This is a genomic window from Pantoea sp. X-Soil-TKNS-1211 (assembly GCF_059730495.1).
Window position 1 is genome coordinate 181,355 of the sequence record NZ_AP035957.1, and the last position, 16,441, is coordinate 197,795.

Consider the following 16,441-nt stretch of genomic DNA (forward strand, 5'->3'; position numbering starts at 1 on the left):
GGCAAAAGGAGGGGAAAGCGCGTTGAAACTCAACCCTGCCGACCTGGTACGTGAAAAGGGCAGACAGGGGGGCCAAAATTTATTAATGGTGAATTTGAGACAGTTCTTCTTCGCTCAGACCAGTCATTTTCATGACGGTGTTAAGGTCGAGACCGTTCTGCAGCATGGTGCGTGCGATTTTCAGGGCACCAATGTGTTCACCTTATTCAAGGCCTCGTAGCTCGCCGAGCTCAATGCCCTTCGCGATGCCTTTCTCTATACCCTTCTGTTCCAGCTGTTGTGCGATGGTCATCAGTGCCTCTCCGTGACAGAAGTATAGTCGGCAGAGCGAAGTGAAAGGGGGCATTGTCATAAAACTCAGCCCCTGCCTGTCCGGTACGTGAAAAGGTCAGGCAGGGAGAATGAACAGGTTATCAGTGATGGATCTGAGACAGTTCGTCTTCGCTGAGACCGGTCATTTGGCGAGCGTTCAAAGATATCCACGTCCCAGCCAGCCTGCTGGAGCATGCTGCCTGCAAACAATCCGCCGAGTGATCCACCTATAATCAACGCACGTTTTCTGGTCAGTGTTTCACCTGGCATCTTTCACCTCCGATTTGGATTGGCTGTTAATGGCCTCATAAATATGTTGATGAAGTACTTCTGCCGAAACGGCGCCAGAAATGCGTACACCGCCGATATTGAATGCAGGTACGCTGTTTATCTTGCTACGTCTGGCTAATTCTTCTTGCTGAATAACCTCCGCTTCGCCCTCATGGCCTGCCAGAAATGCTCTTACTTTCAGACGATTCATGCCTGCTTCAGCGGCGATGTCTGCCAGCACGTCATGGTCGCCAATGTCTTTACCGTCCTGAAAGTAAGCGTGGAACAGACGTTCAATCATCATTGCTTGCAGGTTGCTTTTAGCTGCCAGCCACATCAGTCGATGAGCGGCTAGCGTATTAGGCACACGTTTCATTGACGGATAATTGAATGTCAGGCCATCTTCATTCGCAGCTTCCTCGGTGTGAGCATCAAGTTGCTGTGAATATGCCCAGCTACCAAATTTCGCACTACGATACGTCACACGATCCATACCATCGATCGGCATGTCTGGATTCAGTTCAAATGGCAGCCAGTTCACCTCAACCTCAACGCCATCAGGCAATGCCTTCAGGACACCATCAAGTCGGGCCTCAGCGATCCGGCACCATGGGCAGATAAAATCAGATGTCACTTCAATGGTTAATTTCATGATTCACCTCTCTATAGACAGAATCCTATCACTGGCCATGAGAGGTGATAATAGAGTTAAAATGGCTTACAGTGTTGCGTATATCGCAACGATGTCGCTGTAGAATTAAGCAGACCATCACCGAACCGGGAGACAAAAAGAATGGATATGCTGGCCGCATTACAGGCTTTCATTACAGTGGTTGAAGAAGGTGGTTTCGCCCCGGCTGGACGGCATTTATCGGTCGCCACTTCATCCGTAACCCGCCAGATTGATGCACTAGAAAAATCACTCGGTACACAGTTGGTTACGCGTTCAACACGCAGCGTCGCGCTGACAACGGCAGGACAGGCCTATTTCGAACACGCAGTAAGAATAATTAATGACCTCGAATCGGCCAATCAGGAAGCGCGCGATCACAGTGGGGAACCGCGTGGCACACTGCGTATCAGCCTTCCCGTCTCCTATTCCCGATTGCATATCGCACCATTGCTGGCTCCGTTCTCACGCCAGTATCCACTTATCAACTTGGATCTGACATTCACTGATGATGTAGTGGATTTAGTCGAAAAGCGCCTCGATCTATCGATTCGTCTGGGAAAAGTAGAGTCAACGAATCTGATTGCCCGCAAGCTGCTGTCACAGCGTCGGCTAGTGTGTGCCAGCCATGCATTTCTGGAGCAGCACGGTACACCAATGCTGCCAGAGGACTTACCGCGCTTTAACTGCCTGCTGTTCTCGTATTCTTCGGGAAAAACACGTTGGTACTTCAGTGGAAAAAAACAGGAAAGCGTTAACGTACAAGGGACACTGAAATGCAATAACTCCGATATCCTGCGTGAAGCAGTACTGAGTGGGTATGGTATTGCGCTGCTGCCGGACTGGCTGGTTAAGCTGGATATCGCTGAAGGTAAACTGGTGGAGTTGCTCCCCGATTGGCGAGCAGAGGTCAATGCCGCCGAAGAAGATTCGGCAATCTATGCCATTTATCACCCATCCAGACGTAACACCAGGAAGGTCAAAGTCTTTGTGGATTATTTAGTGGCGAACCTGGAAGCTTGACCTGCCCCCAGTGTTAGATACAACGAGCAGTTAATAATGTCGGTTTTTTGACCCTGCCCCCGAATATGCTCCAGTCATAATCTGGAATAACCGGCTTCGGTCTGGCTACCTATTCTGGCAACCGGCAGATGTTTCGGCAAATTCGGATGGCGTCATCCAGCCCAGCGCAGAATGGGGACGACTCTGGTTATAGTGTATGCGCCAGGCTTCGATTTTGCACCGGGCATCCTCCATCGACATAAACCAGTTCTCGTTCAGGCATTCCTGCCGCAGCCTGCCGTTGAATGATTCCACCGTGGCGTTATCCGTGGGCGTACCCGGTCGCGAGAAGTCAATCCGGATATCACGTTCGTACACCCATTTATCCAGCATTTTTCCAGCAAATTCAGAACCATTATCAGTTTTCAGGAGCTGTGGCAGCGGTCGCCTCAGCGCAATGTTATTCAGCATCTCAGCCACTTCTGAGGACCGCAGGTTCTGGCCCACGCAGATCCCCAGACATTCGCGCGTGTAGAGATCGATTACCGTCAGCAGGCGAAGCCGGCGGCCGTCAAACAAGCAAGTTTATTCTGATGACTACAGGGCACCAGTCTGTAGAAAAACATTCAACAATGAATGTGCTGTAATCATGTTGTGAAGAACATAAACCTCAATAACAGTGAGAATCAGCATGTCTACACCAAAAAGAACCGCATTTGTTACTGGAGCAAACGGCTACATCGGCAACGCAATCGCCAAGGCTTTTAACCGTGCAGGCTGGAAAACATATGGTCTTATCCGAAATGAAAAAGATGCACCTGACCTCGCCTTAAATGAAATACATCCAGTGATTGGTTCCCCTGCGGATCTGACGTTTCTGAAACAAACAGATGGCGTGGTGTTCGATGTAATCATTTCCAATACCGAAGACTGGAGCGACATGATCGGACACCTGGAACAGGTCAAAACCATGATCGAAAAGATTGCAGAAAAAAGCCACTCTGCAGGTGTCCGCTCCCTGGTCATGTTCACCAGTGGCTGTAAAGATTATGGAATGATGGATAAAAAACATGGCGATGACGGTCTCGCCCCTCACACAGAAAGTAGCCCGATGAATCCTCCCGCACAGCTGCTGCCTCGCGAACAATATGGTACTTACCTGCTCGAGCAAAAGAATGCCCATTATGATGCAGTAGTACTTCGCCCCACCATTGTTTACGGTCACTCTTCCAGTCATTACGGCCCTTTGTTTGAACTTGCATCCCGAAGTGATAAAACACTGAAATTGATTGCTGACCCTAATGCCATCATGCACTCGCTACATGTAGATGACTGCGCTCAGGCTTACGTCATGCTGGCAGAGTATTCAGACCGTAGAAAAATTGTTCAACAAGCCTACAACATCTCAAATCAGCATTACGAAACCGCGCAACAGATTGGTGAGGTTCTTGCTGCATCTTATGGTCTTAAACTCGAATTTGAAGTACCGACGGAGGAAATTGATATCACTACCGTTCATGGTTTGGCTAATTTCTGGCAATGGGTAGGTTCAGATAAGATCCGTCAGGATGTTAGTTGGCAAGAAACAAAAACTACTTTCATTGACGGAATTAATGAATATCGTCTGGCATATGAAGCCCGTCAAATACCTTAAATCATTAAGTGGATAGACCAGTTAATTAACGTAAATGAAGATTGCGTAAAAAGGATTATACGCAATCCCAACTGACTTTATATTTTCGCCTCAATAAGGCTATCAATAAACAGCCTGACCTTTGGTGACATAAACTTTCTTGTTGGATAAAGCACCAAAACAGGCATCCATTCAGGTTCTAACTCCTCCAAAATCCTGACAAGTCTGCCGTCTTCGACCGCTTGTCTGAGCAGAAACTCGGGCAACTGCGCAATACCAAATCCGGCAACTGCGGCATCCCTCAGCGCTTCACCTGCGTCAAATCTTACCCTACTGGAAGTTTCCATTTGTATCTCCTCCCCCCTTTCGTTTCTTAGCTGCCATGGGAGCAGTTTACCGTGTTGTGAAAAGTGGATCCCCGTGTGCTGTTGTATCTCTGCCAAGGTTCTGGGTATACCCTTTTCTTCAAGGTACGATGGCGATGCGCAGAAACTCAAACGCTGGCGGGCGATCGCTCTGGAGACAAGGTCTTCATTGATATTGTATCCCCCTAACCGTACGGCAAGGTCGAACCCGTCAGCGATAAAATCTATCGTACGATCGCTGAAACTGACTTCGGCATCCACCCTCTGCCAGCGATGAAGATACTTTGAGAGTACCGGCATGACCTCACTTCTGCCAAAAGCGGCAGGAAGCGTCATGCGTAATATACCCCTGGGCTCGTTTCGCTTTGAGGACATATCATCAAGAGTATCTTCCAGGTATTCTATGGTTTTAGCGCACCGTTCAAGCAGTATGCGACCTTCATAGGTCAGCGCGATGATTCGCGTTGTTCGCTGGAAAAGTCGGGTGTCTGTGCTCTGTTCGAGCCTGGCAATGGCTTTCGCTACAGCTGAACGCGTTAATTTGAGTCTGACTGCTGCTGCAGAAAAACTTCCAAGCTCAGCCGCTGCGATAAAAATTCTCAAGACATTCAGATCAGTCATCGTTAAAAAACGCCTTACTATTGTTGAGTAATATTCTTCAATCATAACTACTACTCAAAATTGTGGGTAATAAGTTCTACATTATTGAACCGACGTATTGACGATAATCAGCCAATCCCTCCTAACAGGAAGGGAAGTTTTTAGGCGGGAAGCGACTGACTTGAGCTTTGGTTTAGATTAACCCCTTAGATCACCAGCACAACGGTCAGGGCAGATATCCTGGCAAAGGCACTTCTCCAGCCGATCACCCCACCAAGCCTTGTCCCCAATTGAACATTTATCCTGGTTAAACGGGGTTGAGAATTCATGCAATCCTGTTATGTATCGATCGATGCATTAGTTATTGAGGAAAACTTTGTCAACGATATATGTAACGATTAGTATTTTAGTCGTTGTTTTCAGTATGGCGGGTGAGGCAGGTGGCGTTACGTTGTCACCTGTATTCGGATGCAAGTTCAATTTAACTCACTGTACTCTGTGCAATGCCCGAGCCGCTATGCGAATAGCGCGCCAGGGTTCGCATAAATCCTTACAGCCGTTGCAGCTCATCGAAGTCCCAGCTCCTCTATCTGGTCCGGCAGCAAATTTGAAGTGCAGATAAAGTTACCCGCCTTTTTGCCGATGTTATCCCCCTATAACAAACCGTTACTTTTAAGGATGAAAACATGTCGAAAAAATTGCCCCTTTCTCTATTGGCAACAACATTAACGCTGACCGGATGTGCTTCAAAACCCCTGCCTCCGACTGAAAAGCGCGTCCAGACTGAAACAGTTATGTCAGAAAATCAATCCCAGCTTACTGTTGAAGGTTGGCAGGACCTCGAAACCGATTACAGCCGCCCCTCAGACACACAGTTGCGTTATATCACTCAGGGTGACACCACTAAAGCGGCGGCACTAAAAACACTGCAGTTTGTTTCAATGATATTTGTTGGCGGCCAGATTCAGGGATTTAGCAAGGATCAACTTAAAGGAACGCAAGTCGTTGATGTCATTAATCCTTCGCTGACATACCTGACTCCGCGAGTGAGTGAAGTCCTTAAAGCCGAGATGGATCGTCTGCCAACCAAAAAATACGATAAACCGCTAATTATAAAGCCATTGACCTGGAAGCTGATTTATAAAAATCTCGCAGGCGGGGATGATAATTATCAATTAGTGATGACAACGACACTCACACGTACTGTCAGCGATCCAGCGGGACACCCAACATTCAAACAAATCGAATGCAGCTCGGATGCAACCACGCCGCAATTTACTCTCCCACAATGGCAGGCAAATAATTATGCCAAAGTGAATGAGGTCACGCAGAAACTCATGGATAGCTGCGTGACAACCTTCAGCAGCCAGGTGCGATCCTTTCTTTGATACGACCAACATATAGGCATCATGGGATTTAGCAGGAAATATAAAGAGAACAGGCAAAAAATGAAAAAGTCGATAACGCTGCTGGCAGCACTGACAACGTTGTTTGCAGTCAGTGCGGTACAAGCCAACGATGAAAAGCTGCCCCCGCCGAAGGTCAGCAATGTTTTTATCAATCCTCTTTATTTCTATCGTCAGAATGACCACCTCACCTATGTCACGATGGTGAAACTGAATAATGGTTCCAGAGTTGAACGCTGGAATACCCTGGACTGCGGAAATAAAAAATATTACCGGTTGTACCTCGATATAGTAGATAAAGACGGCAAGCTGAGTGATCGCTTTTACAGCGATAAGAGTTATGCGCGCTATGCCCCGCCGCGGGAAATAACCGGTAATGAGGCAAAGGCAGCCGCAATCCTCTGCGATATCAAAGTTAAAAACAGCGACTGGGTTTACAGCGAAAAGAAAAACAACGTCGGTAAGGATATTGCGGAAGCCTCTTCTCTGGTGGATGTCGCGAATGTCATTAAAGTTAAGGATAAGCTGCTTGTCCGGTTGGGTTACGGCTACGACGAGATTGATTATGACCCCCCTTACGATGCTCCTTTTGATCTTAAAGTCGAATACCATGTTTACGACTGTAAAACCGACCAGGACACGGTGATAGGGGCGACAGATGTGGATCCTGACGGGTTCGTTACCGATAGTTTGATCGGTGAAGCAATGAAAAAGCGTGCATCCGACTTCACTAACAGTCCGGCGGTTATGAAATCACTCAAAACAATGTGCCGCATGGACGAACCACAGCGTTATGCCGGTGCAGGAAAATACCAGATTCATCCGCATAAAACGGTTGCCAAATACAGCGGCCCCCTCCTTCCTGACTTCAGGGATAATAATTCGAACTGGTTAATGAAGTTTCCACTGACACCGGAGGTGGAGTCGAAGGGAATTGCACTGATTGAGAATTGGGCGGCGCCTCGCTTCAGGCAACTTAAATGGTCAGAAACGCAGGCCGGTGATAAGCCGGTGAAAATAATCGCTGATGTTCAGGCTAATGGCCTGGTTCGGCGGCTTGAAGACTATAACGTTTTTCTCGCGCAGCGCATTATGGTGGCTAATGACATTCAACTGGAGGGCGCAATGAGTATCAGCCCTCTTCCGTCCATCACGCAAAGGATCGAAACAACGCTACGTTTCCCTTTATTTAAGGGGCAGCATTATCATCTGCTAACGCTGACCAAGGGGCAAGATGGAGAAAAGGTCTCGCGGATTGAGCGAGACTGCCACGTCGTATCCAGGGATGATGCTGCAAAGATTAACGCTGCATTTACCGGGAATTACTGGCGTGTGGAATGTACGCAGTCAGGTTCGGATGGACCGGAAAAATCAGCCATCGCATGGTTAAATGATTTGCGGATCTTCATTCCCCTCGAACGTACTTATCATGGTGTGATAAAACCGATTGCGATTACGGATGTGGAGATTACCCGTTAATCACGACTCATCAGATATTTGCTGAGTTCAGTACATTTGCGTGGGCGATATAAAGTCAGGGAAGCGCCGATGTCCCTGGCTTTAATTTAATAGTGATAAGTAACGTGCAAAAAATACTAACTTTACATAATGGGAGTTATGTAAAGTTAGGATCCGGCGAAGGATCCGTTTATGATAACGCTCAGCCATGTTAACGGCCTGTATATGCACTGATGCTTTCTCCATTAAATACAAGATTGTTCATAAATCAGGCGTCGCTATGTAAAATCTGTAGGGGAACTACCTATGTGCAATCTCAGAATTTACGTAGCGCGATCAATTCAATAATCGAGCAAATAACACGCGATAATGACGGAATTTGTACAGAACACCGCGCTGACTCTCAACTTCCCCGATGACGGTGATATTTCAGCGCGTCTGAAAGAGTTTGCTCAGGACAGGGATGCGTTTTCATCCAATACCTGGTCACAGCTGATGAGCGTAATGGCTGTCTGTTGGCGCTGGTCGCAGGAAAATCAGCGTAGCTTTTTGCCGATGTTATCCAGCGATCTCCGTGACTACCTCTCGTGGCTACAGCAGACCGGAAGGGCTTCAAGTACCATTTCAACCCATGCCTCGTTGATCTCAATGTTACACCGTAACGCCGGAGTCACACCACCCAACGTCTCACCCCTGATTTATCGTGTGATGAAGAAGATAAACCGCATGGCGGTGACGTCCGGAGAGCGCGCCGGTCAGGCCGTTCCGTTCAGACTGGCTGATCTGGATAAGGTCGATGATTGCTGGGCGGGTTCTGAACGCTTGCAGGAAATGCGTAATCTCGCCTTTTTGCATATCGCCTACAGCACCCTGCTCCGTATCAGTGAAATATCGCGCATTCGCGTGCGTGATATTTCAAGGGCTGAAGATGGGCGGATCATTCTCGACATTTCCCACACCAAAACGATCGTGATGACCGGTGGGCTGATTAAGGCGCTGAGTGCCTTTTCAAGTCAGAGAGTGGATGAGTGGCTGAAAGCATCTGGTCTCAATGGCGAACCGGATGCATTTCTTTTCTGCCGGGTACATCGTTCGAATAAGGCATTACCTTCAGAGCTCCAACCCCTGAGCCGACCGGCGATAGAAGATATTTTCAACAAAGCCTGGCAGATAGCTGGCCAGGCAGTGACTGCCCAGGCTAATAAAAATAGATATCGGCGCTGGAGCGGTCACAGTGCGCGCGTCGGTGCTGCGCAGGACATGACCAGGAATGGTTATCCGGTCGCGCAGATTATGCAGGAAGGAACGTGGAAAAAGCCCGAAACCCTGATGCGCTATATCCGTAATGTTGATGCACATCAAGGTGCTATGGTTGATATGATGGAAAAAAAGAAAGGCAAACAAGACAGCACGCAAGGTTATGAGGAACGTCCACAGTAAACTGATTTGTATTAGTAGGGTGGCACTGGACTGCATCCCTGCAAGCAGCCTTCGTTAAATATGGCATTCAAGCTAAGTTGAATATTGAGAATTCAACCCGCGACCGCAATTGCATCCCCAAAATATAATTCCAGCCGCCGAAACAAAATCCGCCAGCCTTTTTCCGTTCTCACCAGCTCATCATGAAATGCACCATTCGCATTGAAGTGAATGTTCGCCCCCTGATCTGCTCGCCCCCGATGGGTAGCAAAGAAATCGGTCCTGGCCTGCGCTCGATCACCTTCTACAGTCACAACCGGCAGGCTCAACATATGCTGCCAGTTAGAAAAACTACTCATACTCCCGGACTGTCCATTCTCTCCACGCATCCATAAAGCCAGTTCCCGATATGTTCCTGTCGGGCCACCCGCAGCGCTGTAATCGACTTTTCCGTCCTCAGTAAAGGTTTCGTCCCACTGAGTCAGGATAGCCGGGTCATCTCCCTGATGACTGTCCTGACCCAGTGAATAGCGGGCTATGGTGTCCTGAATATCCTGACGGTCCAGCAGGTACTGGAGCTGATCGGCGTTAATTGTTAAGTCGGACATGCTGCTTTCCTTTTTCAGGTTCCTGGCGACACCGCGTCTTCAGGTATTTCGGGCATGTTAGCGACATGGTATATATCAGACAAGAATGCACCATTTCGTTATATACTTACCAAAAAGTAACCATGAGTCTGAATTGTGAAAGAATCAACATGTTCAGCCGGACAGTTGGCTGATGCGCTGCGCATACTTGAAGGTCGCTGGAAGACACTGATTATTTATCATCTTTTTAGCGCACCAGTGATGCGTAACTCCGAGTTGCGCAGAGCGATCCCGGAGGTCTCTCAGAAGATGCTTATCCAGCAATTACGTGATCTTGAACGGGATGGTGTTGTCAGTCGCACCGTATATCCAGAAGTGCCACCGAAAGTTGAATACCGGCTGACAGATCAGGGGCGTGCACTTCAGCCCGCGCTGCAGGCATTACAGGACTGGGCCGCGCAGCGTGACTGATGTTTCACACGAGCGTCTGTAATACAAAATTGCGGAGAACCGGGGAAGTGTCCGCCCGCCTGAATGCCAGCGCCAGTTTAGCAACCGGTGCTTCATCCTCAATCTGGCGGAATATGACCCCATTCACCTTAACCTGCCCCATTGAGGAGGGAACCACAGACACTCCCATTTCTGCTGCGACCAAATTAATCACTGACGCAATCTGAGGTGCAAGTTGCGCGATGTTGGGTTCAAATCCTGATTTACGGCACGCCTCAATTACAGAATCATAAAGCGTGGGACCAATATCCCGTGGAAACAGCAGAAAATCGTCATCACGTAATGTCCTGAGTGCGATTGACGTCTTCGATGCAGCAGGATGGCTTTCTGGCAATACCAGGACCATCGATTCTTCAGAAAGCATGCGTAACTGAAAACGGTCACTACCCGCAAAACCCGGCCGCAGAAATACCGCATCCAGCGATCCCTCACTTAAACCATCAACCAGTCGGGTGGTATTTCCTTCCTCCAGTTGTAGCCGGACTTCAGGATAAGCACGCCGGAATGCTCTGATGGCGGCAGGAACCACGCTGTTAAACGCAGCAGAGGCAGTAAACCCCACTCTCAGTAAACCCAGTTCACCGCGGACAGCTCGTTGCGCCGCACGCGAGGCGCGTTCAGCAGTGGCGGGCATCTCTTTAACAACCGCCAGAAACGCTTCTCCCGCTTCTGTCAGCTCTGCACCATAAGGCATGCGCCGAAACAAAACTGCACCCAGTTCATTTTCCAGATCTTTAATCTGCTGGCTAAGCGGAGGCTGGCCTATACCGAGCCTCGCCGCCGCTCGCGTGAAATGCCGTTCCTCTGCTACCGCCAGAAAATAACGAATATGGCGTAGTTCCATCATCATCTCCAAAAGCTATCAGGAATGCCTATATCATATATTGGATAGATATCAGGCACGAGCGCAGACTGAATGTCACAGGAGGAACGTTATGTCTGATTATCTGAAACATCCTATGCGCAGCTGGCTATTCACTCCCGCAACCCGACCGGAGCGTTTTACCCGATCTGCTGCCAGTGGCGTCGATATTGCCATCATTGATCTGGAAGATTCCGTTGCACCCGCAGACAAAGCGTCGGCGAGACACACTGCGGTGACATTCATTAAATCCCGCCGCCCGGAAGAGTTACCACTGGCGCTACGAATTAATGGCCTGGATACGCCGACCGGAATTGAGGACCTCTGTGCGTTGTTTGACCATGGAGCGCAGCCGGATTATCTGATCCTGCCCAAAACGGAGTCTGCAAGCCATTTACAGATACTGGACCGCCTGCTGACGTCTGTGGGATCACAAACCTCGCTGATTGGTCTAATCGAGTCTTTACGTGGCCTGAACGCTGTGGAAACCATTGCAACGGCCACAACCAGACTGACCGGACTGATGTTTGGTGCTGCTGATATGGCTGCCGATATCGGTTCTGCCGCGACCTGGGAACCACTGGCGCACGCCCGGAGCCGGATCATCAACGCCTGTTCTGCCGGCAGCATCGTCGCGATCGATGCGCCTTTCTTCGATATTCACGACCAGGAAGGACTTGAAGCTGAAGTCCTCAAAGCAACGGTGTTTGGCTTTACCGCAAAGGCTGCCATCCACCCGGCTCAGATAAGCGTCATCAATACGCTTTTTACCCCCACAGAAGCAGAAATCACGCGGGCACGTTCAGTCCTTGCCGAGAACGCCAAAGGTGTTGGCACCCTGAACGGCATGATGATTGATGAGGCTGTTGCCCGCCAGGCACGACGCATTCTTTCCCGCGCTGGCCTGTCTGCCTGACTTCAACAACCCGGAGAATAATATGGACTCTTTACTACCTGCATATAAGGCGGTGGGCGAACGTCGCTTCCGCGAAACTTCTGGCCTTTACTGGGAAGATTTTATTCCTGGCGATGTGTTTGAGCATCGACCCGGCAGGACAGTGCTGGATACGGATAACGTGTGGTTTACCCTGCTCACTCTCAATATTCAGCAGGTCCACTTTGATACGGCGTACGCCAGCAAAACGGAATGGCAAAAGCTGCTGGTTGATTCAACCTTCACACTCGCGCTGCTTACAGGAATGAGCGTGCGCACGGTGAGTGCCAAAGTGGTCGCCAATCTTGGCTGGAACAACGTCAAAGCCACTCATCCGGTCTTCGCCGGTGACACGCTTTATGCAGAAAGTACGGTGCTGGATAAACGTGTCTCAAAAAGTCGTCCCGGACAGGGGATCGTGACAGTCAGGACGCGCGGAATTAACCAGGAAGGTACTGAGGTCATGAGTTTTGAACGCACCATGCTGGTTTATCGCCGTGGGCATTCACCTGAAGAAGCAACCGGATACTGAGGAGTTCATTCATGGACATCAATGCTCTTTATGCAGAGAAACTCACCACACCTGATGATGCTGTCTCAGGTATTCCGTCAGGCTCGCGTCTGTCGATGGGAATGTATGCCGGAGAACCCCCCGCCTTGCTGAATGCCCTGGCGCAACGGGCTGAACGGGGGGAAGTCGGCGACCTCCGCGTGTATTACTACGAAACGGCTAAGATCGCTGGTGACACCATTCTTCATTATGAACTGAACGATCGGATAAAGCCCTACAGTATGTTTGTTACTGGTGTCGAGCGTGCCCTTATTCGTCGTGGCATGGAGGATGGCGGACGTAAGGTCATCAACTATGTACCTTCAAATTTCCACCAGGCACCCCGCCTGTTAGCTGATGAAATTGGTATCGACACGTTCGTGCATACGGTATCTCCAATGGATCAGCATGGTTACTTCAGTTTAGGTACGGGTAATGACTACTCCTCCCGCATCGCCCGCTCCGCGCGCAGACTTATCCTCGAAGTCAACAGCCACATGCCGCGCGTGCAGGGAGATGGCGCAGAGATTCATATTTCCGAAGTTGATGCGATCGTTGAAAACAACGTCCCACTTATCGAGTTGCCGACACGCGCCGCCAGTCCTGAAGATGAAGCGATCAGCAGCATTATCGCCGGGCTGGTCCCGGATGGCGCTTGTCTGCAAATGGGGGTCGGCGCGTTGCCGAACCTTGTCTGCGACGCTTTGCGGGAAAGAAATGATCTCGGCATCCATACCGAGGCGCTGAACCCCGGATTGGTTGAACTAGTCCGAGCTGGGGTGGTAACGAACCGGCGCAAAGCTATTGACCGTGGCAAATCAGTATTTACCTTTGCGATGGGACAGAAGGCCATGTATGACTACCTGGACGGTAACCCTTCCGTGTTCAGTCGGCCGGTTGATTACGTTAATGATCCCCGCATCATTGCCCGGAACGACAATGTCGTCTCGATTAATGCCACACTGCAAATTGATCTGACCGGTGCCTGTAATTCGGAACATATGCTCGGGCATCAGTACAGCGCGTCAGGCGGCCAACTGGATTTTGTCAGAGGGGCATACGCCTCTAAAGGCGGCCGTTCCATTATTGCAGCCCGGTCAACTGCGGCTAAAGGCGTCGTTTCCCGCATTGTTCCCCGACTGGATGGTCCGGTTACGACACCGCGTATCGATACGCATTTCATCGTGACCGAATATGGCAGCGCTAACCTGAAGGGTTTGTCATCAACGGAACGCGCCCTGCGTATCATCGAACTGGCCCATCCCGACTTCAGGGATGAGTTAACTCTTGCCGCCAGAAAAATGCATCTGATTTAAGGAGTTCATCATGGCCAGAACTGTCGCTGACCAGATGGTCAGAACCCTTCATGACGCAGGAGTTAAACGTATCTATGGCATTGTCGGAGACAGCCTGAACGGCTTTACCGATGCCATCAGACGTCACGGAGAAATCAGGTGGCTTCATGTCCGACATGAAGAGGTTGCCGCCTTTGCAGCAGGCGCGGATGCCCAGGTCACTGGTGAACTCGCGGTCTGTGCGGGAAGCTGCGGTCCGGGTAATCTCCATCTGATTAACGGGCTGTTTGACTGCCACCGCTCCAGAGTTCCGGTTGTTGCCATTGCGGCACATATCCCATCACCGGAAATCGGCACCGGATACTTCCAGGAAACCCATCCTGAGCAGTTATTCAGGGAATGTTCAGGATACTGTGAACTGGTCTCGACACCGGAACAGATGCCTCGGGTATTTGAAATTGCCGTGCGTCGCGCCCTGTCAGAACGCTGCGTAAGTGTCATTGTTATCCCAGGAGATGTTGCGCTGAAGCAGGCAAGCGCAGCACCTGCGGCACCACCCGCAGGACTTTTGCCTTCGGCCTCGCTTACCTTGCCACAGAACTCCTCACTGAAAGCACTGGCATCCATGATCAACGATGCCAGCCGTATAACATTGCTTTGCGGTGGTGGCTGTGCCGGTGCTCACGATCAGCTTATGCAGCTTGCTGGAACCCTGAAAGCGCCAGTGGTTCACTCTATGCGCGGTAAAGAGCATGTTGAATGGGAGAACCCCTTTGACGTTGGCATGACCGGCCTGATCGGCTTCTCCTCTGGTTATCATGCAATGGAAAGTTGTGATTTGCTGGTTATGCTCGGGACGGACTTTCCCTACAGACAGTTCCTGCCGCAAAAAGCGAAGGTTGCCCAGATTGATATTGATGCTGCAGCAGTAGGCCGGCGGGTTGCGGTAGACATCGGATTGATTGGTCACATCAGCCCGACACTGACTGCACTGCTGCCGTTGCTGCATGAAAAACAGGACAGGAGCCATCTTGATAGCGCACTGAAGCATTACATTCAGGCACGTAAAGGACTGGATGCGCTCGCCAGCAAGAACGAAGGTGCAAGACTTCATCCTCAACTCATTGCACGTCTGGTCGATAACGCTGCGGATGATGATGCGATTTTCACCTGCGATGTCGGCCTTCCTACTGTATGGGCGGCGCGTTATCTGACCATGAATGGTTATCGACGTTTACTCGGCTCATTCTGGCATGGTTCGATGGCGAATGCCCTTGCTCAGGCCATTGGCGCGCAAGCCTCCAGCCCTGAGCGCCAGGTCATCGCGCTGGCTGGTGATGGTGGCTTCTCTATGCTGATGGGTGATCTGCTCAGCCTGTCTCAGCTCAATCTTCCGGTCAAAGTTATTGTGTTTAACAACAGTGCACTGGGTTTTATTGAGCTTGAGCAGAAAGCATCTGGCTTCCTTGATACCGGCACTGAGCTGAAAAATCCGGACTTTGCTGCTATGGCTCAGGCTGCCGGAATCAAAGGGATTCGCATCGAGTACCCCGAAGAAGCTGAAGGAAAAATAGCCGAAGCGCTTAATCACCCAGGGCCAGTGGTGGTGGATGCGGTGGTAAGTCGAATGGAGCTGGCGATGCCGCCAAAAATCACTGCTGAGATGGCGAAGGGATTCACTTTGTACATGGTAAAAGCCGTACTTAACGGCAGAGCAGATGAAGTCGTTGAATTGGCGAAAACAAACTTTTTACGGTGACATTGTCACCAGCAAGCTCCGATTCCCAACCGGAACCGGAGCTTTTTTTATGCGCTAAACCCGCCATCAATACGCAAAGCAGAACCATTGACGTATGCAGGTGCCTCTCCTGCCAGCCAGCTCACCATCGCAGCAATCTCCTCCGGCTCACCTAGCCGCTTCTGGGGATGCATGCTGCGAAGACGCTGCGCCAGGTCTCCCTCGGACGGCGTCATATCTGTGGCTACCGGTCCGGGCTGTACATCATTAATGGTGATACCCCGCGAGGCAAGATCCCATGCAAGTCCCCGGACCATGCGTTCTACGGCCGCTTTCGTCATGCCATAGACCGTCGAACCCGGACCTCTCGCGGCATCTCCCGCAATACTGCCAATGGTAATAATACGCCCGCCGGAGCGGATATAGGGTAAAGCCGCTTTGATGGCGACGAATGGCCCACGGACGTTCACAGCCAGCATCTGATCAAGGTCAGCAACACTGAAATCATCAATGATGCCGGTGACCAGTATCCCGGCGTTGTAAACCAGAATATCGATCCCCCCCGATTTTTCACCCGCCTGGTTTACAGCCTGCATCAACGCCTCAGCATTTCCGCTGTCGGCAGGGATAAAAAAGGGTGCGACGTCTCCGGGAAAGGGTTCGCTGGCCGGATGCCTCGAGGTGTAGATTACGCTTGTCCCCAGGTCACTTAGCTGGCTGACAATTCGGTGACCAATCCCTCGTGATCCACCAATCACCAGCGCGGTTTTACCTTCCAGTTTTCTGCTCATATATCACCTTATCGGAATGATCATTCCAAAATTAAACGC

General features: G+C 50.3%; 15 protein-coding genes and 2 pseudogenes. 10 read left to right on the forward strand and 7 right to left on the reverse strand.

The window, feature by feature from the left end:
• Positions 1–82 precede the first annotated feature (82 nt).
• Positions 83–307: pseudogene (locus AC6I8W_RS27465) on the reverse strand (Rpn/YhgA-type helix-turn-helix domain-containing protein); the annotation flags it as partial.
• Between the two features lie 264 nt (positions 308–571).
• Complete coding sequence (locus tag AC6I8W_RS27470) at positions 572–1,234, reverse strand: DsbA family oxidoreductase (protein ID WP_497839700.1); 663 nt, start codon at positions 1,232–1,234, stop codon at positions 572–574.
• Positions 1,235–1,375: 141 nt separating this feature from the next.
• On the opposite strand from AC6I8W_RS27470, the gene AC6I8W_RS27475 reads away from it, so the two are divergent.
• Positions 1,376–2,275 (forward strand): LysR family transcriptional regulator, encoded by a 900-nt coding sequence (locus tag AC6I8W_RS27475; protein ID WP_497839701.1) that lies wholly within the window; start codon positions 1,376–1,378, stop codon positions 2,273–2,275.
• Between the two features lie 105 nt (positions 2,276–2,380).
• Here the strand turns inward: AC6I8W_RS27475 and AC6I8W_RS27480 are convergent.
• Positions 2,381–2,833, reverse strand: a pseudogene (locus AC6I8W_RS27480) (integrase core domain-containing protein); the annotation flags it as partial.
• Between the two features lie 112 nt (positions 2,834–2,945).
• On the opposite strand from AC6I8W_RS27480, the gene AC6I8W_RS27485 reads away from it, so the two are divergent.
• Positions 2,946–3,908 (forward strand): NAD-dependent epimerase/dehydratase family protein, encoded by a 963-nt coding sequence (locus AC6I8W_RS27485; RefSeq protein ID WP_497839392.1) that lies wholly within the window; start codon positions 2,946–2,948, stop codon positions 3,906–3,908.
• A 77-nt stretch (positions 3,909–3,985) separates the two neighbouring features.
• On the opposite strand, the gene AC6I8W_RS27490 is transcribed toward AC6I8W_RS27485, so the two are convergent.
• Positions 3,986–4,918 carry a LysR family transcriptional regulator gene (locus AC6I8W_RS27490; RefSeq protein ID WP_497839393.1) on the reverse strand — a complete coding sequence of 311 codons (933 nt, stop codon included), beginning with the start codon at positions 4,916–4,918 and terminating at the stop codon, positions 3,986–3,988.
• A 620-nt stretch (positions 4,919–5,538) separates the two neighbouring features.
• Between AC6I8W_RS27490 and AC6I8W_RS27495 the strand changes: the two genes are divergently transcribed.
• From AC6I8W_RS27495 to AC6I8W_RS27505, 3 genes are all read left to right on the forward strand, one after another.
• Positions 5,539–6,240 (forward strand): hypothetical protein, encoded by a 702-nt coding sequence (locus AC6I8W_RS27495; protein WP_497839394.1) that lies wholly within the window; start codon positions 5,539–5,541, stop codon positions 6,238–6,240.
• 60 nt (positions 6,241–6,300) lie between these two features.
• Positions 6,301–7,737: a hypothetical protein gene (locus AC6I8W_RS27500; protein WP_497839395.1), complete on the forward strand. Its 1,437-nt coding sequence runs from the start codon at positions 6,301–6,303 to the stop codon at positions 7,735–7,737.
• A 348-nt stretch (positions 7,738–8,085) separates the two neighbouring features.
• Positions 8,086–9,156, forward strand: a complete 1,071-nt coding sequence (locus AC6I8W_RS27505; RefSeq protein WP_497839396.1) for a tyrosine-type recombinase/integrase — start codon at positions 8,086–8,088, stop codon at positions 9,154–9,156.
• A gap of 92 nt (positions 9,157–9,248) precedes the next feature.
• On the opposite strand, the gene AC6I8W_RS27510 is transcribed toward AC6I8W_RS27505, so the two are convergent.
• Complete coding sequence (locus AC6I8W_RS27510) at positions 9,249–9,743, reverse strand: nuclear transport factor 2 family protein (protein WP_497839397.1); 495 nt, start codon at positions 9,741–9,743, stop codon at positions 9,249–9,251.
• 135 nt (positions 9,744–9,878) lie between these two features.
• Here AC6I8W_RS27510 and AC6I8W_RS27515 point away from each other — a divergent pair, with 135 nt between their 5' ends.
• Positions 9,879–10,193, forward strand: coding sequence for a winged helix-turn-helix transcriptional regulator (locus AC6I8W_RS27515; RefSeq protein ID WP_497839398.1), 315 nt, complete (start codon positions 9,879–9,881; stop codon positions 10,191–10,193).
• 4 nt (positions 10,194–10,197) lie between these two features.
• On the opposite strand, the gene ripR is transcribed toward AC6I8W_RS27515, so the two are convergent.
• A complete protein-coding gene (gene ripR / locus AC6I8W_RS27520) occupies positions 10,198–11,076 on the reverse strand; it encodes an itaconate degradation transcriptional regulator RipR (protein WP_497839717.1) in 879 nt (292 codons plus the stop codon).
• A gap of 91 nt (positions 11,077–11,167) precedes the next feature.
• On the opposite strand from ripR, the gene ripC reads away from it, so the two are divergent.
• Genes ripC through poxB form a run of 4 tightly spaced genes read left to right on the forward strand, consistent with a single transcriptional unit; the run spans position 11,168 to position 15,632 of the window.
• Positions 11,168–12,010 (forward strand): itaconate degradation C-C-lyase RipC, encoded by an 843-nt coding sequence (ripC, locus tag AC6I8W_RS27525; RefSeq protein WP_497839399.1) that lies wholly within the window; start codon positions 11,168–11,170, stop codon positions 12,008–12,010.
• A gap of 22 nt (positions 12,011–12,032) precedes the next feature.
• A complete protein-coding gene (ripB, locus tag AC6I8W_RS27530) occupies positions 12,033–12,560 on the forward strand; it encodes a (R)-specific enoyl-CoA hydratase RipB/Ich (RefSeq protein ID WP_497839400.1) in 528 nt (175 codons plus the stop codon).
• An 11-nt stretch (positions 12,561–12,571) separates the two neighbouring features.
• Complete coding sequence (gene ripA, locus AC6I8W_RS27535; RefSeq protein WP_497839401.1) at positions 12,572–13,894, forward strand: itaconate CoA-transferase RipA/Ict; 1,323 nt, start codon at positions 12,572–12,574, stop codon at positions 13,892–13,894.
• Positions 13,895–13,904: 10 nt separating this feature from the next.
• On the forward strand, positions 13,905–15,632 hold the full coding sequence (gene poxB / locus AC6I8W_RS27540) for a ubiquinone-dependent pyruvate dehydrogenase (protein WP_497839402.1): 1,728 nt from the start codon (positions 13,905–13,907) through the stop codon (positions 15,630–15,632).
• A gap of 47 nt (positions 15,633–15,679) precedes the next feature.
• Here poxB and AC6I8W_RS27545 read toward each other — a convergent pair whose 3' ends face one another.
• Positions 15,680–16,402: an SDR family NAD(P)-dependent oxidoreductase gene (locus AC6I8W_RS27545; RefSeq protein ID WP_497839403.1), complete on the reverse strand. Its 723-nt coding sequence runs from the start codon at positions 16,400–16,402 to the stop codon at positions 15,680–15,682.
• Positions 16,403–16,441 lie beyond the last annotated feature (39 nt).

Excerpts from the sequence above, each read along its gene's own strand:
- AC6I8W_RS27470 (WP_497839700.1), bottom strand. The coding sequence starts at position 1,234 with ATGAAATTAACCATTGAAGTGACATCTGATTTTATCTGCCCATGGTGC.
- AC6I8W_RS27475 (WP_497839701.1), top strand. The coding sequence starts at position 1,376 with ATGGATATGCTGGCCGCATTACAGGCTTTCATTACAGTGGTTGAAGAA.
- AC6I8W_RS27485 (WP_497839392.1), top strand. The coding sequence starts at position 2,946 with ATGTCTACACCAAAAAGAACCGCATTTGTTACTGGAGCAAACGGCTAC.
- AC6I8W_RS27490 (WP_497839393.1), bottom strand. The coding sequence starts at position 4,918 with ATGATTGAAGAATATTACTCAACAATAGTAAGGCGTTTTTTAACGATG.
- AC6I8W_RS27495 (WP_497839394.1), top strand. The coding sequence starts at position 5,539 with ATGTCGAAAAAATTGCCCCTTTCTCTATTGGCAACAACATTAACGCTG.
- AC6I8W_RS27500 (WP_497839395.1), top strand. The coding sequence starts at position 6,301 with ATGAAAAAGTCGATAACGCTGCTGGCAGCACTGACAACGTTGTTTGCA.
- AC6I8W_RS27505 (WP_497839396.1), top strand. The coding sequence starts at position 8,086 with ATGACGGAATTTGTACAGAACACCGCGCTGACTCTCAACTTCCCCGAT.
- AC6I8W_RS27510 (WP_497839397.1), bottom strand. The coding sequence starts at position 9,743 with ATGTCCGACTTAACAATTAACGCCGATCAGCTCCAGTACCTGCTGGAC.
- ripR (WP_497839717.1), bottom strand. The coding sequence starts at position 11,076 with ATGGAACTACGCCATATTCGTTATTTTCTGGCGGTAGCAGAGGAACGG.
- ripC (WP_497839399.1), top strand. The coding sequence starts at position 11,168 with ATGTCTGATTATCTGAAACATCCTATGCGCAGCTGGCTATTCACTCCC.
- ripB (WP_497839400.1), top strand. The coding sequence starts at position 12,033 with ATGGACTCTTTACTACCTGCATATAAGGCGGTGGGCGAACGTCGCTTC.
- ripA (WP_497839401.1), top strand. The coding sequence starts at position 12,572 with ATGGACATCAATGCTCTTTATGCAGAGAAACTCACCACACCTGATGAT.
- poxB (WP_497839402.1), top strand. The coding sequence starts at position 13,905 with ATGGCCAGAACTGTCGCTGACCAGATGGTCAGAACCCTTCATGACGCA.
- AC6I8W_RS27545 (WP_497839403.1), bottom strand. The coding sequence starts at position 16,402 with ATGAGCAGAAAACTGGAAGGTAAAACCGCGCTGGTGATTGGTGGATCA.